This is a genomic window from Halorientalis brevis (genome assembly GCF_023077655.1).
The window spans coordinates 320,275-332,811 of the sequence record NZ_JALLGV010000005.1 but is presented as its reverse complement, the minus strand read 5'-3'; the positions used below and the strand labels follow the sequence as shown (position 1 = coordinate 332,811).

Genomic DNA, 12,537 nt, shown 5'->3' with positions numbered 1-12,537 from the left:
GACCTTCGACACGTCCGTCCCGTCCGGTTCGCGATCGCCCGTGTGGTTATCCCATCGCAGGCCGTAGGGAAGCTAATGCTCCTCGATCCGCTGTCCATGCTGGAGGAGGAGGAAGACCCGGAGTTCTCTGCGGAGTTCCAGGAGACCATCGAACGGGCTGATTCGGGTACCCTCTGGGCGTTCATCGCGGCCGTCCTCCTCGCACAGGCCGGCCTCTTCGCCGTCAGTCTCGGCGCGATGCTGATCTGGTTCCGGAACCAGTGGACGCTCGGCGGCGGCCTGGTCGGCGGCGGCGCAGTGGCGCTGGCGCTCACGGTGGGGATCTACTGGTGGCATCGGACGCGTTCGACGGGCGTCAGTTGAGGACCGCGTTGACGAACGGAACGACGCCGTCCGCGAAAAGCGCCATCGACAGATCGGTCGCCTGGGCGGTCAACTGGCCGGCGAGTTCCAGACTGCTCAGTGCGGTGAACACCGGGAAGGTCGCGACGCTCACCGCTGCGGTGGTCGCCGGGATGTCGCCGCGCGCGTGGCTGACCGGCCTGTAGTGTGGGTTCGAGCGGTCTCGCTGGACCGTCCAGTGGTCGGGGTATTCGCGGATCTGGAGGTGATCGCCGGGCGTATTCTCCCTGTAAACGCGGGTGGCGCCCTTGTGGATCGACCACGGGAAGTTCGACAGGCGGAGGTCGACCGACTGGGGGAGCGTCGGTTCCGCGACCTTCGGGACCCGGATCGTGGCCCCGTAACCGAAGCCGCGGATCGCAGCGATCGCCTGTCCCCACGAGTTCAGCGTCACGTCTCCACCCATGGGGACCTGTAGAGGCGAATGAAGTATAAGAACACCGGCGGTCCGAACCCGGCTGACCGGGTGTCGAGCGCACCTACGTCAGTCGTCGCGGCGTTTCAGCCATTCGTCGAGGAGGTCGCGGATCGCTGCCTCGCGGTTGTCTCTGTGGTGGGCGAAGGCGAGCTTGTCGATTTCCTCGAGTTCGTCTTCGTCCAACTCGATTGTCACCTCGTCCATGTCGAGGAAATTCTCGGGCATCGGTGATACCGCCGTCCGAGGGACGTAAATAACTGAGTCAGACGTCCGTCTGGCGTGCGTAGGACGCCGTCCACGACGGGGAACTGACCCGCCCGGTCGTGCGTTTCGGGCGTCGGTATCCGGGTGACATTTAACCTCCCTGAGTACGAACCACTGGACAGTAGCTCCCCTGCATGGCAGAGACGTTCTACAGCGTCCTCGGCGTGGACCCCGAGGCAGACACGGAGACCATCCAAGCGGCCTACCGGGAACTGGTGAAAACCCACCACCCGGACGTCAGTGACGAGGACGACGCTGTCTCTCAGTTCAAGCGGATCACACAGGCTCGGGACATCCTCTGTGACGAATCCAGCCGCAAACAGTACGACCGCGTCGGCCACAACACCTACGTCCGCCGGTACATGGACGGCAACGCCTGGACCGTCGACCACACGACGGATCCCGGGACCACGACGAGCAGTACCACGTCAGGCAGCGGGGAAACCACGGGCAGCGACTGGACGACGGATCGAACGGACGCCACTACTGAGAGCGCCACCGGAACCGCAACCGGGAACAGTTCCCGCTCGCAGGGTGGCACTGGGCGGTCACAGCGGACGAACGAGTCGGGGACCGCACACGATTACGACCGCTATCGATCGAACTACTCGGCCGAGGAAACGTACCAGTCAGGCCAGTCACGGACGGCGTGGCAAGACCGGGCCTGGACCGACGACTTCGACTGGTCGCCCGACGACGGAACGGCGACAGACGGACCCGGCTCCGGCGGGACGGGGTCTCACGAGCAGGCGCAGGCTGACGGCTGGCAGGCTGCACAGGCTGCAGCGACTGGCTACCGACCGTCCGGTCGCGAGTCGGCGAGCGCGAACGCTGACTTCGGCGCGAGCACGGGCACCGTTCGACACACACTCCGGGAGGTTGGCCCCTGGCTGGTGTTTCACTTCGTGTTCCTCGTCAGCGCGTTCGTCACCATCCTGCTGCTGATAAGCTGGAAAGCGACGTTCATGACGGTCTTCATCTCGTTGATCGTGCTGGGCGGGTCAGTGTTCTTCTCCGTCCTCCACATGATCTCGCGGATCTACTCCTGACGAGCCGGTTATTCGACTTCGACCCCGTCCACGGCGGCCTGGGCCTCTCTGATCGAGACGTCGCTCGTTTCGTCCCAGTTTAACTCGTTGTAAAGCGTGCAGTTCTCACACTGGTCGGAGAAGACGTCACGCTCCGTCGTGACGTTGCGCGCGTCGCAGTACGCACAGTGCCATACCTTCGTCACACCCCAGACGAACTCTGATCCCATATCTTTTCGTGCCGTCTCGGCCAGCAAAATTCCCTGGCAGACGACCGTCTGACGTGAGCCACCGGCTTCAGCACGCTCGAAGTTTAACAACCAGGTCGTTTCTGTTAATTCCATCAAATTAATACAGTAATTTGTGGTGTTGTGTCACGGGGGATGTGAACATGGACATATCGAGACGTGCGTTTCTCAAGACGACAGCGGTAGGCACAGCAGCCACCTGCGGGGTGGGGACCGCCTCGGCGACCGCAGCGAGCCGCTACGACTCCTACTCCGGAGTCGTCCGCACGCGCGACCACTTCGACATCTCGTTTTGGGGAGACGTGTACCGAACAGACGGTCACTCTCGGACGGATTACGAGACAACGGGGACGATACCCGGGATGACGGACGATTCCGAACCGTCGGAACTCGTGGTGTTCGTCCACGGCTGGAAGCACGACGCGGTCGAGGCCCGCGCGAAGTTCCGGAAGGTGACCGAAGCGCTCCGGGGACAGGACGTGAGCGCGCCCGTGGTCGGCTACTCGTGGGATTCCGAGGGAGAGACGCTCCAGTGGTGGGACTTCGTCGAGATTGCCGACCTGAACGCCGACAAACTCGGGACGTTCGTCCGTGACTACCAGGCCGCCAGTCCCGGGACCGACGTTCGCGTGATCGCACACTCGCTCGGTGCCAAGACCGTCGTCGAGTGTCTGGAGTTCTTCATGGACCGCGGCTACGACACGTCGATCAGATCGGTCGATCTGCTGGGCGGCGCGGTCGACGACGACGAGGTAGCAACGGGTGGCGAGTACGGCCAGGCCATCGCCGATCACTGTGAACACTTCCGCAACTACTACAAAACGGACGACGAGACGCTCGAGACGGACTATCGTCTCGCGGAGTGGGACACCGCCGTCGGTCACCAGGGGATCGAGGGCGAGGCCCCGCACAACTACGAGGAGTACGACGTCACCTACGTGACCGGTCACGACGACTATCCCAAGCCCGAGAAGGGCTGTATCCCGGACGTCGTCGGGAACTGGCAGTAGGGTCGCAGTTCGACAACCGTTTTTTACTCGCCTGTGTACGGGTGTGCATGAACGTTCGGGCAATTTCGGACCTCGGTCCCAACGAGCGGGCCGCGCTCTTCGACCGGGACGCCGGCATCGAGGAGATCCGCGGCGACGTCCGCGAGATCGTCGACCGGGTTCGAACTGAAGGCGACGTAGCAGTGCGCGAGTTCTCCGAGGAGTTCGACGACGTGTCGGTCGGGAATATCGACGTGACCGACGCGGCCGAGCGCGCGGCCGAGGAACTCGACGACGACATTCGAACGGCCATCGAGACGGCCGCAGAGAACGTCCGGACGTTCCACGAACGCCAGGTTCCCGAGGACTGGCGCGAGTCGTTCGACGGCCGCGAACTCGGCCGTCGCTACCGCCCGGTCGAACGCGCCGGCGTGTACGTCCCCGGCGGCACCGCCGCGTATCCCTCCAGCGCTCTCATGGGCGTCATCCCGGCGACGGTCGCCGGCGTCGAACACGTCGTCGTCACGACGCCGCCGGCCGAGGAACTGAACGAGGTCACGCTCGCGGCGATCCACGTCGCGGGCGCCGACGCGGTGTATCAGGTCGGCGGCGCACAGGCGATCGGCGCGCTCGCCTACGGGACCGAAACGGTCGACCGCGTCCAGACCGTCGTCGGCCCGGGCAACCGCTGGGTGACCGCTGCCAAGGCCGAGGTCCGCGGCGACGTGGAGATCGACTTCCTGGCGGGGCCGAGCGAGATCGCGATTCTCGCCGACGAGACCGCCGACCCGGAACTCGTGGCCGCCGACGTGGTCGCCCAGGCCGAACACGACACGCACGCTTCCGTGGTGGCGGTCACCGACGACGAGGAAACTGCTGAGGCCGTCGCCGACGAGATCGACGCTCAGGTCGGCGACCGCGACCGCGAGGAGACGATTCGGGGCGCGCTGGACAACGATGCCAGCGGCGTGTTCCTGGCGCGGTCGATGAGCGAGGCGGTCCTCTTCACCGAGGAGTACGCCGCAGAACACCTCGCGATCGTCGCGGACGACGACGAGGACCTGCTCGATCGCATCGACAGCGCGGGGAGCGTCTTCCTCGGCCCGTACTCGCCCGTCGCGGCCGGCGACTACGCGAGCGGCCCGAACCACGTCCTGCCGACGGGCGGCGGCGCGCGACGGTACGGCGGACTCTCGGTGGACACCTTCATGCGCTCGACGACGGTCCAGCGACTCGGCCGCGACGCGCTCTCGGACCTCTCGGAGACGATCACGACGCTGGCAGAGGCCGAGGGGCTGGAAGGACACGCAGAGAGCGTCCGCAAACGGTTCGACGGCGAGTGATTACAGCGGGAGTTGCGAGAGGACGTCGTCGCTCTGGCCGTCGAGGTGGTCGAGTCGGGCCCCGAGCGCTTCCCGCATGAGGATGACGAGCGGGTTCGCGTGGCCCTCGCCGGTCAGCGCGCGTTCCGTGTAGACGCCGTCGTCTCTTCGCTCACCGAGTGTGCCGAGCATCACCGCCTCTCGATCGACCATCACCAGTCGTCCGAGCGTCTCGTGCGTCGGTGGCAGGTTCAGCCAGTTCAGTTGCGGTTCCCAGATGGTCACGCTCGGCGCTTCCTCGCGAACGAGGTCGCGAACCGCCTTCGTCTGAGACCCCAGATAGACGTCGACGCCGCGGTCCAGTGCGTCGTGAAGCTTCTCGAGACAGCCCGGTTCGAGGAGCCCGTCCGTCGTCAGCATCAGGAACAGTTCGTCCTCGGCCCGGTCGAACAGCTGCTGACCGCGGCCGACGACGTTCTCGCGGCCGCGGATGGTCCAGACGTCTGCGCTCTCGGGAACTACCGTTTTTGCAGTCTCCGTGGTCTCCGCATCGAACTCGGGGACGACGTCAAGCAGTGTGAGCGCTGTCTCGTCGTCTACCGGCAGCCCCTCGTAAGACACGCGCTCGGTAGCGCGGTCGTAGCTCACGACGCCGTGCCCGTCGAGCTTGGGCAGGTGCGTGTGCGTGAGTGCGACGACTGCGTCGGTCTCGCTCAGATCACTGTTTCTCGTGACCGTCTCGACGAGAGTCTGTACGGTCGCCACGCCGTCGGTTCGGAGCGTCTCGATGAGCGTTCGCCGAACCTCTGAAGCCAGTGCCTCGAAGGTGACGTCTTTGGCGTCGTCGTCGGCAGGCAGGTCGAGCGCGGCCGAGACGAGGGTGTTTCCGGAGAGCGCTGACGTGTCGGACGGGACGACCAGCCCCTCGTCGTCGACGTCGACCAGTTCGTTCTCTCGGAGTTTCGGGAGGTGTTTGTGATGGAGGCTCGTCAGGACTGTCCGTCGCTGTTCGGTCGTCACTTCGTGGAGCGCGGTGTCACGTTCTCGGCTGGCGACGATCGTCGCGAGGTCCTGTTTGGTGACGCCACCTGTCTGTTCACGCAGCGTAGCCAGGACTTTCCGCGTGCGTCGATTCGCGAGCAGGTCGAACGCGTCCGTCGCCGGCAGCGGCCGTCGGGCGGGACCTTGGACGGAGATCAGGTCAGTCATGTAGTGGTTACTCGGAGAGATGGCCGCATCACGGTGATGCCAAAAGGATTAGGGTCGCCTATGGAACAGCTTCCCCCGGACCGCTCGATTCGCCGGTCGCTGCGGTTGCTGCTCCTGGTTACGGCTCTCCTAGTTACGTCGCGTGGGGGACACTGTTCGCTCCTAGCCGAGTGCGACTTCGTGGCTGAAAACAGTTAACAGGCTTCGGGAGCTATGCTGTCGTATGAGCGAACGCACTGCGCCCCCGGAGACCGACACCGAGATCGAGGTCACGGAGGCTGCTGCCGAGGAGGCCATCCGCCTGCTCGACAGCGAGGACATGGACACGGACGTCGCCGGACTGCGACTGTTCGTCCAGCAAGGCGGTTGTGCCGGCCTCTCGTACGGGATGCGATTCGACTACGAACCGGAGGACGACGACACCGTCTTCGAGCATCACGGACTTCGGGTCTTCGTCGATCCCGCGAGTATGGAGTACATCGGCGGGAGCCGCCTGGACTTCGAGGACGGCCTGCAGGGCGAGGGGTTCAACGTCGAGAACCCCAACGTCGTCTCGGAGTGTGGCTGCGGCGAGAGCTTCCGAACGTAACGAAACTCCCTGCTCACTCCGCGAGCTCGAAGGCGACCTCGACCTCGGCCTGGTACTCCCGGTCGGGCGCGTTGGCGATTTCGACTCCCAGCTCGTCGACTTCGACCCAGTAGACGTTGTCGAGCGTCGACTCCGCCCTGTCGAGCGCGTCGTCCACCGCGCCGTCGAAACTGTCTCCGCTCGTCCCGATCAGCGTGATTTTCTTGAACACCATCGCGTGTGGTACTACTTGGCATAGTGTGTTAAATCCCACACCTGCATAGCCAACGGTCAGTCTCCACGTGCCGACCGCCTGGTCTCGACGTACTCGGACACTGCGCCGACGACGTCGGTGAGGTAGGCAGTTCCCCAGGTCGCCACGATCACCGCGCCGATGGTGTTGAAAATGAGATCGAGCATCGTGTCTTCGAGTCCGTGTTGCGCGAGGATCGGCGGCCCGCCGGCGAGTCTGGCGAGTTCGCCCAGCGAGAACTCGATGACCTCCCAGAAGACGCCGAAAGCGATGACGAACAGCAGGATGAACACGAACATGAACTTCGGCGGGAGCTCCACGTCCTCGTCGTGCAAGTCGAACGAGCGCGCGGTGGCGTACCCGACGGCCGCGACCACGGACGCCGAGAGGGCGTGGGTCACGTGGTCCCACCCGGGAATGGTGCGGTAGAAGCTCCCGGTGCCGGGCAGGCCGATGACCCCGAGCGCGTGGAGGAACACGGCGCTGGTGATCCACAGGGTCAGCGCCGGGTCCATCGGCACCTCGTAGTCGCGTTCGAGCACCGGCGGGAGCTGTGTGACCAGAATGCCGACCCCGGTGTTGACGATGATCCCGACGTGTAACTCGTAGAGGCCGACGAAGAAGATCCCGATCAGCGACACTTCCATCAGCCAGGTCAGGCGTTGCTGCCAGACGACCGGGACGCCGAGATAGTCGCGGACCCTCACGGGAGCCTCACCTCCTCAGGAACCCGCCGTTCCGGCTGGGCGAAGCGGCGGAAATAGAACACGAACACGACGCCCGCGAGGACGCCGGCGATCGTCGAGGCGACGAACTCCAGCATCAGCGCGCGCTCGGACGTGAGGAAGCCGGTTCCCAACACGAGGTCCGCGCCCCAGCGCACCACGGCCCAGATGCCGGCGGTCGCCATCGTCGCGATGACGACGAACAGGACGGCGAACCCGTCGCTCATCTCGACGGGCGTGAACGCGTTCAGATCGACGGCGACCAGGAGCGCGAGTGCGGCGACGGAGAGGTACGTGGCGATTCGTCCCGTCACCAGCGTGGTCGCGAACAGTCGTCCGATCGTCGGGAGCGTCGCGAGCAAGACGACTTCCCACGGGGGCATCGTCCAGACGTTGCGCACGCTCAGCGCGGGAAAGACGGCGATGAGGACGACCGCTGCCGTGAACACCGTCCACAGCAGGTCGGTCGCGAGACTGCCGACGCTGGCGACGCCGACGAGACCCACCAGTAGCCAACTGAGGATCGCGTTGTTACGGTGGTCCCTGACGATCCGTCCCAACCCGGCAGTGCCCATGCCGGTCGCTTTCGACTACGGACTTGAAATGCTATCGCATGCGGCCGTCAGAGAAGGAGGTAGGTGATCGTGTATCCCGTCACGGCCAGGGTCACGGCCGCCAGTCCGGTGACGAACGCCGTCGGAACGTCCGCGACCGCCACCGGTCGGGCGCGGGGCAAGAGCGCGACGCGATCGCGGACCCGCTGTCCGGCGGTGCCGAGGTGGCTGCTTCCCGACTCGACGACCGCGCGGTCGACGCCCACGGAGCCGACGACGCCGACGGTCAGGATGCTGAAGACGAACGGTGCGGACGCGTCGAGGGTGGGCGCGGGGAGCAACAGTGCGGCGCCCGCGTACCCGAGGCCGACTGCCGCTCTGGGCGACACGTAGTCGCGGACCCGCTCGTCGTGGAGCGTCACGTAGGCGAACGCCGCCAGCCAGAACGTCGCGAGTTCGACGACGAACGCGCCCACGAGATTGATCGTCGGATCGGGATGGAGCGCGACGCGTGCGGGAACGAGCGTCGCGTCGAGCGGGTACAGGAACGCCGGCGGCGAGCCGGTGAACAGGTCCCCGAAGGGATGACTCAAGAGCCCGACCAGTGCCACGCCGAACGCCGGCAGTGGGGCGATGTCGCGCCGTGCGGCCACAGTGGTGATCGCGAGACCGACGACTGCGAAGACGGCCATGATCGTCCCGGCGAGGCCACCGGTGACCACCGTTGCAGACCCGACGATCCCACCGAGCAGCGCGAGCGCGGCCACGCCGATCGCAACCGCCTGCCCCGACAGGCGTCGATCGACGCTACCCCCGTCTCGGTGCAGGGCAGCCGTCCAGAGGCCGAAGGCGGTCGCAGCGACGACGCCGACGACGAGCGAGTGGGTGACGACCCGGTGGACGACGTTCCCGGTCTGCCAGAACGCCTCCGCGGCCGCGAACGCGCCACTGGCACCGCCGAGCAACCCCACGGGCGCGTACACCATGTCGACGTCCGGGAGGGTCGCGAACCCGCCAGCCAGGACGGCCAGTGAGAGCGTCTGATCGCGAGTCAGTCCCCCACGACGCCCGACCAGCGCGACCAGGGCGAACGCGAGGAGGCCGTGGCCGATAAACATCAACCAGTTTTCGAGATCCGGACGCATAAGCTATTCGTGGTATCCGTTGTCGCTCGCCGTGGGGGCTGTTGTCTCGAACCACTTTTGGTGATGGCCAGCGCCAAATTGACACATGGAACGACCGAGGGTAGGGGAGTTAGCGCCGCCGGACCGGCTGTTGATGGGACCTGGTCCAAGCGAGGTGCATCCGCGCGTGCTCCGGGCAATGAGCACGCCGCTCGTCGGACACCTCGATCCGTCGTTCATCGACGTCATGGACGACGTGCAGGACCTGCTGCGATACGCGTTCCAGACCGAGAACCAGTGGACGATTCCGGTGAGCGGGACCGGATCGGCGTCGATGGAGGCTGCCATCGGCAACCTCACCGAACCTGGTGACACCGTGCTGGTGCCAGGGAACGGCTACTTCGGCGAGCGCATGGCCGCGATGGTCACGCGCGCCGGCGGGGACCCGGTGTTCGTGGAAGCTCCGTGGGGGGAGCCGCTCGACCCGGTCGCCGTCGAGGACGCGTTCACCGAGTACCGGCCGGACCTGTTCGCGTTCGTCCACGCCGAGACGAGCACGGGGGCGAAACAGCCGAACGTGCCCGAACTGACCGCGATCGCTCACGATCACGACGCACTCGTGATCGCGGACACGGTCACGTCGCTGGGCGGGGTCGAGTTGCGCGTCGACGAGTGGGGCATCGACGTGGCGTACGCTGGCCCGCAGAAGTGCCTCTCCTGTCCCCCGGGAGCCAGTCCGCTCACGCTGAACGACCGCGCGATGGCGAAGATCTGCACGCGCGACACGCCCGTCCGCTCGTGGTATCTCGACCTGTCGCTCCTCCAGGAGTACTGGGGGGACGAGCGCGCCTATCACCACACGGCCCCGATTACGAACGTCTACGCGCTCAGAGAGGCCCTCAGGCTGGTCGCCGAGGAAGGGATCGAGAACCGGTGGGAGCGCCACCGGCGCATGGCCGGCGCGCTGAAAGCCGGCGTCGAAGCCATGGGACTGGAACTCAACCCCGAGGACGACTGGTGGCTGCCGAGTCTCAACGCCGTGCGCCTGCCCGAGGGCGTGGACGACGACGCCGTCATCGCCTTCCTGCTCGAGGAGTACGGAATCGAAGTCGCCGGCGGACTCGGTGATCTCGCGGGCGACGTGCTCAGAATCGGCTGCATGGGCCACAGCGCCCGCCCGGGAAACGTCCTGACGCTGGTCGCGGCGCTGGGTGACGCGCTCGAAGCCCAAAACGCCGCCGTCGAGACGAGTGCAGGACTCGACGCGACCAGAACGCTCCTAGGCAGGTAGCGGCTGCGGGGCGTGGTACACTTCGTACTCGCCGTTTTCGTCGGTTCCGATGACCGCCCACTCGTAGCTGGGATCAGTACTGGTGAGGTGTTCGTGTACCTCGTCTGCCCGTTCGTGCCAGGTAACGAAACACCGAAGGGAGCCCGACTGTGGCGTCTCGGCCGGCCTGTCGACTGGAGTGACCTGGACGACGCGCCACTTCCGCTGTGCCCGAAGCTCTGTCCCGTCTGATTCAACCACGTATCCCAGGTCGGTAAAAATGGTCTCTGCCTTCTCGGCTAGTGACGTGGTAACGGTCGCCATCTGGGAACAGTTACCACCCCACGGGTCTTAAGCCTATCCTCCTGACAGTGAGTCTGAAAGACGGCGGAGCGGTCGCGAGAGCGTCACTCGTGGGCCGCGTCCCACTCGTCGGCTTTGCGGAGGTTTCGACAGCCGTTGCACTCGATGCGGCCCATCGCGTCCATCGCGGTGTCGAACGACTCGCAGTTGCTACAGAAGTATCCCCACTTTTCGTCGCGGCTGCTCGACGTGTAGACGACGTAGAAGGGACCTTTCGAACCGCGCTCGACCGCCTCGTGGTCGACGTAGAGCGTCTCTCCGTCCTGGGTCGTCCGTGCTTGCATGGGCACAGGTAAGAGACGGCGTCCTAAAGCCTTGGCTGTCCACGTCGGGGCCTGTGCGTGGTATTCACAGCCACGAGCGTCCGAAGGGGATTTGACTGCCGAACTCGTAGTGACCTGTCATGCCTGCCCGTCTCCTCCACTACTCTGATCTCGAAAACGGCTACGACGACCCGACGCGACTCGGGCGTCTGGCCGGTCTCGTCGCCGACCGGCGCTCCCCCGACACGGTGGTCGTCGGCACCGGCGACAACACGGCGCCCGGCGTCCTCTCTATGGTCGAAGAGGGGCGACAGGCGCTGGATTTCTTCGAAGCCGTCGACCCTGCGGCCGACACCTTCGGCAACCACGACTTCGACTACGGGCTCGACGCCATCCGCGAGATCGTCGCGGACTCCCCACAGACGTGGGTGAGCGCCAACGTCGAACTGGACGGCGACACCTTCGGCGAATCCGTCGGCGTGGTCCCCTCTACCGTCGTGAACGCCGACGGGGCTGCGGTGGGACTGGTCGGCGTCACGGAACCGAAGACGGCGTCGATGTGTCCGGGAGCGACCGACCTGACCTTCACCGACCCTGTCGCAGCAGTCTCGCGCGAAGCGGAGTCGCTCCGCGCGCAGGGGGTCGACGCCGTCGTCGTCCTCTCGCACCTCGGCGGTGACGACGACGAACTGGCGCGCGAGACCGACGTGGACGCGATCCTCGGCGGGCACGTTCACTCCGAACGCGTCGAGCGCGTCGACGACACGATCCTCACCCGCCCCGGCGCCAACGGGCACACCCTGCTGGAGATCGACCTCGAGGCCGGCACCGTGGACCGCCACGCCGTCCAGGACGGTCCAGTGGACCAGTCCGTCAGGACGGCGCTCGCAGCGCGGCGCGACGCGACGGGCCTCGACGAGGTCGTCGGCCACGTTTCGGACCCGTTGATCCGCGACCGCGACCGGAAAGGTCGCGGCGAGTGTCGCATCGGTAACTTCATCGCGGACGCCTATCGCTGGGCCGCCGACGCGGACGTGGGGCTCCAGAACTCCGGTGGCATCCGGGAGGGAGACCCGCTGCTCGGAGAGGTGACCGTCGCGGACCTGGTCAGCGTCGTCCCGTTCGACGAACCGGTGACCGTCGCCGAACTGACTGGGTCGGAACTGCGGCAACTCTGCCGACAGGCGGACGGCTGGCAGTTCTCGGCCTTGCCGGATCGCTGGCACGCGCACGTGAGCGGCCTCTCGATCCGCGAAGACGACAGCGGCCAGATCACGGCCACGATCGACGGCGGACCGATCGCCGACGACGAGACCTACACCCTCGCGACCTCGGACTACCTGTTCCACACGGACCACGAGTTTCCGGTGCTCGACGGGCACCACCGGGTCGAGTCGCTGGACACACAGTACGAGATCCTGGCGGCGTACGCCCGTCAACGAGGAATCGACCCGGAGATCGAAGGCCGGATCGTCCGTGCTGCCCACGAGACGTCCGACCAGCGAGTCGGCGAACCGATCGATTGAGCCGATCTGTT

At 65.9% G+C, this 12,537-nt stretch carries 17 protein-coding genes; 7 read left to right on the top strand and 10 right to left on the bottom strand.

The window, feature by feature from the left end:
• The first annotated feature begins 75 nt into the window (after positions 1 to 75).
• The gene (locus MU553_RS13700) at positions 76 to 363 is read left to right on the top strand and encodes a DUF7322 domain-containing protein (RefSeq protein ID WP_247378568.1); all 288 of its coding nucleotides are present in this window, start codon (positions 76 to 78) and stop codon (positions 361 to 363) included.
• Here MU553_RS13700 and MU553_RS13695 read toward each other — a convergent pair.
• Together MU553_RS13695 and MU553_RS13690 are read right to left on the bottom strand one after the other, a co-directional pair.
• Positions 356 to 808 (bottom strand): hypothetical protein, encoded by a 453-nt coding sequence (locus tag MU553_RS13695; protein ID WP_247378567.1) that lies wholly within the window; start codon positions 806 to 808, stop codon positions 356 to 358. The genes MU553_RS13700 and MU553_RS13695 overlap by 8 nt on opposite strands.
• 78 nt (positions 809 to 886) lie before the next feature.
• Positions 887 to 1,045, bottom strand: coding sequence for a ribbon-helix-helix protein, CopG family (locus MU553_RS13690; RefSeq protein WP_247378566.1), 159 nt, complete (start codon positions 1,043 to 1,045; stop codon positions 887 to 889).
• Positions 1,046 to 1,218: 173 nt separating this feature from the next.
• Between MU553_RS13690 and MU553_RS13685 the strand changes: the two genes are divergently transcribed.
• Positions 1,219 to 2,133 carry a J domain-containing protein gene (locus MU553_RS13685; protein ID WP_247378565.1) on the top strand — a complete coding sequence of 305 codons (915 nt, stop codon included), beginning with the start codon at positions 1,219 to 1,221 and terminating at the stop codon, positions 2,131 to 2,133.
• Between the two features lie 8 nt (positions 2,134 to 2,141).
• Here MU553_RS13685 and MU553_RS13680 read toward each other — a convergent pair whose 3' ends face one another.
• Positions 2,142 to 2,342 (bottom strand): hypothetical protein, encoded by a 201-nt coding sequence (locus tag MU553_RS13680; protein ID WP_247378564.1) that lies wholly within the window; start codon positions 2,340 to 2,342, stop codon positions 2,142 to 2,144.
• Between the two features lie 380 nt (positions 2,343 to 2,722).
• On the opposite strand from MU553_RS13680, the gene MU553_RS13675 reads away from it, so the two are divergent.
• Together MU553_RS13675 and hisD are read left to right on the top strand one after the other, a co-directional pair.
• Complete coding sequence (locus MU553_RS13675; RefSeq protein WP_247378563.1) at positions 2,723 to 3,370, top strand: DUF726 domain-containing protein; 648 nt, start codon at positions 2,723 to 2,725, stop codon at positions 3,368 to 3,370.
• 47 nt (positions 3,371 to 3,417) lie between these two features.
• Positions 3,418 to 4,692, top strand: coding sequence for a histidinol dehydrogenase (gene hisD / locus MU553_RS13670; protein WP_247378562.1), 1,275 nt, complete (start codon positions 3,418 to 3,420; stop codon positions 4,690 to 4,692).
• On the opposite strand, the gene MU553_RS13665 is transcribed toward hisD, so the two are convergent.
• On the bottom strand, positions 4,693 to 5,880 hold the full coding sequence (locus MU553_RS13665) for a DUF7344 domain-containing protein (protein ID WP_247378561.1): 1,188 nt from the start codon (positions 5,878 to 5,880) through the stop codon (positions 4,693 to 4,695).
• Positions 5,881 to 6,103: 223 nt separating this feature from the next.
• Between MU553_RS13665 and MU553_RS13660 the strand changes: the two genes are divergently transcribed.
• Positions 6,104 to 6,469: a HesB/IscA family protein gene (locus MU553_RS13660; protein WP_247378560.1), complete on the top strand. Its 366-nt coding sequence runs from the start codon at positions 6,104 to 6,106 to the stop codon at positions 6,467 to 6,469.
• A 13-nt stretch (positions 6,470 to 6,482) separates the two neighbouring features.
• Here the strand turns inward: MU553_RS13660 and MU553_RS13655 are convergent, their stop codons facing one another.
• From MU553_RS13655 to MU553_RS13640, 4 genes are read right to left on the bottom strand one after another with little or no spacing between them, the layout of a single operon-like run.
• The gene (locus MU553_RS13655) at positions 6,483 to 6,683 is read right to left on the bottom strand and encodes a dodecin (RefSeq protein WP_247378559.1); all 201 of its coding nucleotides are present in this window, start codon (positions 6,681 to 6,683) and stop codon (positions 6,483 to 6,485) included.
• A gap of 56 nt (positions 6,684 to 6,739) precedes the next feature.
• Positions 6,740 to 7,408: a DUF2238 domain-containing protein gene (locus MU553_RS13650; protein WP_247378558.1), complete on the bottom strand. Its 669-nt coding sequence runs from the start codon at positions 7,406 to 7,408 to the stop codon at positions 6,740 to 6,742.
• Complete coding sequence (locus MU553_RS13645; RefSeq protein WP_247378557.1) at positions 7,405 to 8,001, bottom strand: hypothetical protein; 597 nt, start codon at positions 7,999 to 8,001, stop codon at positions 7,405 to 7,407. The genes MU553_RS13650 and MU553_RS13645 overlap by 4 nt, the downstream gene beginning before the upstream one ends.
• 47 nt (positions 8,002 to 8,048) lie before the next feature.
• On the bottom strand, positions 8,049 to 9,098 hold the full coding sequence (locus tag MU553_RS13640) for a metal-dependent hydrolase (protein WP_247378556.1): 1,050 nt from the start codon (positions 9,096 to 9,098) through the stop codon (positions 8,049 to 8,051).
• A 112-nt stretch (positions 9,099 to 9,210) separates the two neighbouring features.
• On the opposite strand from MU553_RS13640, the gene MU553_RS13635 reads away from it, so the two are divergent.
• Positions 9,211 to 10,395, top strand: a complete 1,185-nt coding sequence (locus MU553_RS13635; RefSeq protein WP_247378555.1) for a pyridoxal-phosphate-dependent aminotransferase family protein — start codon at positions 9,211 to 9,213, stop codon at positions 10,393 to 10,395.
• Here the strand turns inward: MU553_RS13635 and MU553_RS13630 are convergent.
• Positions 10,384 to 10,698, bottom strand: coding sequence for a DUF7116 family protein (locus MU553_RS13630; RefSeq protein WP_247378554.1), 315 nt, complete (start codon positions 10,696 to 10,698; stop codon positions 10,384 to 10,386). The genes MU553_RS13635 and MU553_RS13630 overlap by 12 nt on opposite strands.
• A gap of 83 nt (positions 10,699 to 10,781) precedes the next feature.
• Positions 10,782 to 11,021 (bottom strand): DUF5816 domain-containing protein, encoded by a 240-nt coding sequence (locus tag MU553_RS13625; RefSeq protein ID WP_247378553.1) that lies wholly within the window; start codon positions 11,019 to 11,021, stop codon positions 10,782 to 10,784.
• A gap of 119 nt (positions 11,022 to 11,140) precedes the next feature.
• Here MU553_RS13625 and MU553_RS13620 point away from each other — a divergent pair, with 119 nt between their 5' ends.
• Positions 11,141 to 12,526, top strand: a complete 1,386-nt coding sequence (locus MU553_RS13620) for a bifunctional metallophosphatase/5'-nucleotidase (RefSeq protein ID WP_247378552.1) — start codon at positions 11,141 to 11,143, stop codon at positions 12,524 to 12,526.
• The last annotated feature ends 11 nt before the right edge of the window (positions 12,527 to 12,537 follow it).

Coding starts and splice junctions, on each gene's coding strand:
- MU553_RS13700 (WP_247378568.1), top strand. CDS start 76: ATGCTCCTCGATCCGCTGTCCATGCTGGAGGAGGAGGAAGACCCGGAG.
- MU553_RS13695 (WP_247378567.1), bottom strand. CDS start 808: ATGGGTGGAGACGTGACGCTGAACTCGTGGGGACAGGCGATCGCTGCG.
- MU553_RS13690 (WP_247378566.1), bottom strand. CDS start 1,045: ATGCCCGAGAATTTCCTCGACATGGACGAGGTGACAATCGAGTTGGAC.
- MU553_RS13685 (WP_247378565.1), top strand. CDS start 1,219: ATGGCAGAGACGTTCTACAGCGTCCTCGGCGTGGACCCCGAGGCAGAC.
- MU553_RS13680 (WP_247378564.1), bottom strand. CDS start 2,342: ATGGGATCAGAGTTCGTCTGGGGTGTGACGAAGGTATGGCACTGTGCG.
- MU553_RS13675 (WP_247378563.1), top strand. CDS start 2,723: ATGACGGACGATTCCGAACCGTCGGAACTCGTGGTGTTCGTCCACGGC.
- hisD (WP_247378562.1), top strand. CDS start 3,418: ATGAACGTTCGGGCAATTTCGGACCTCGGTCCCAACGAGCGGGCCGCG.
- MU553_RS13665 (WP_247378561.1), bottom strand. CDS start 5,880: ATGACTGACCTGATCTCCGTCCAAGGTCCCGCCCGACGGCCGCTGCCG.
- MU553_RS13660 (WP_247378560.1), top strand. CDS start 6,104: ATGAGCGAACGCACTGCGCCCCCGGAGACCGACACCGAGATCGAGGTC.
- MU553_RS13655 (WP_247378559.1), bottom strand. CDS start 6,683: ATGGTGTTCAAGAAAATCACGCTGATCGGGACGAGCGGAGACAGTTTC.
- MU553_RS13645 (WP_247378557.1), bottom strand. CDS start 8,001: ATGGGCACTGCCGGGTTGGGACGGATCGTCAGGGACCACCGTAACAAC.
- MU553_RS13640 (WP_247378556.1), bottom strand. CDS start 9,098: ATGTTTATCGGCCACGGCCTCCTCGCGTTCGCCCTGGTCGCGCTGGTC.
- MU553_RS13635 (WP_247378555.1), top strand. CDS start 9,211: ATGGAACGACCGAGGGTAGGGGAGTTAGCGCCGCCGGACCGGCTGTTG.
- MU553_RS13630 (WP_247378554.1), bottom strand. CDS start 10,698: ATGGCGACCGTTACCACGTCACTAGCCGAGAAGGCAGAGACCATTTTT.
- MU553_RS13625 (WP_247378553.1), bottom strand. CDS start 11,021: ATGCAAGCACGGACGACCCAGGACGGAGAGACGCTCTACGTCGACCAC.
- MU553_RS13620 (WP_247378552.1), top strand. CDS start 11,141: ATGCCTGCCCGTCTCCTCCACTACTCTGATCTCGAAAACGGCTACGAC.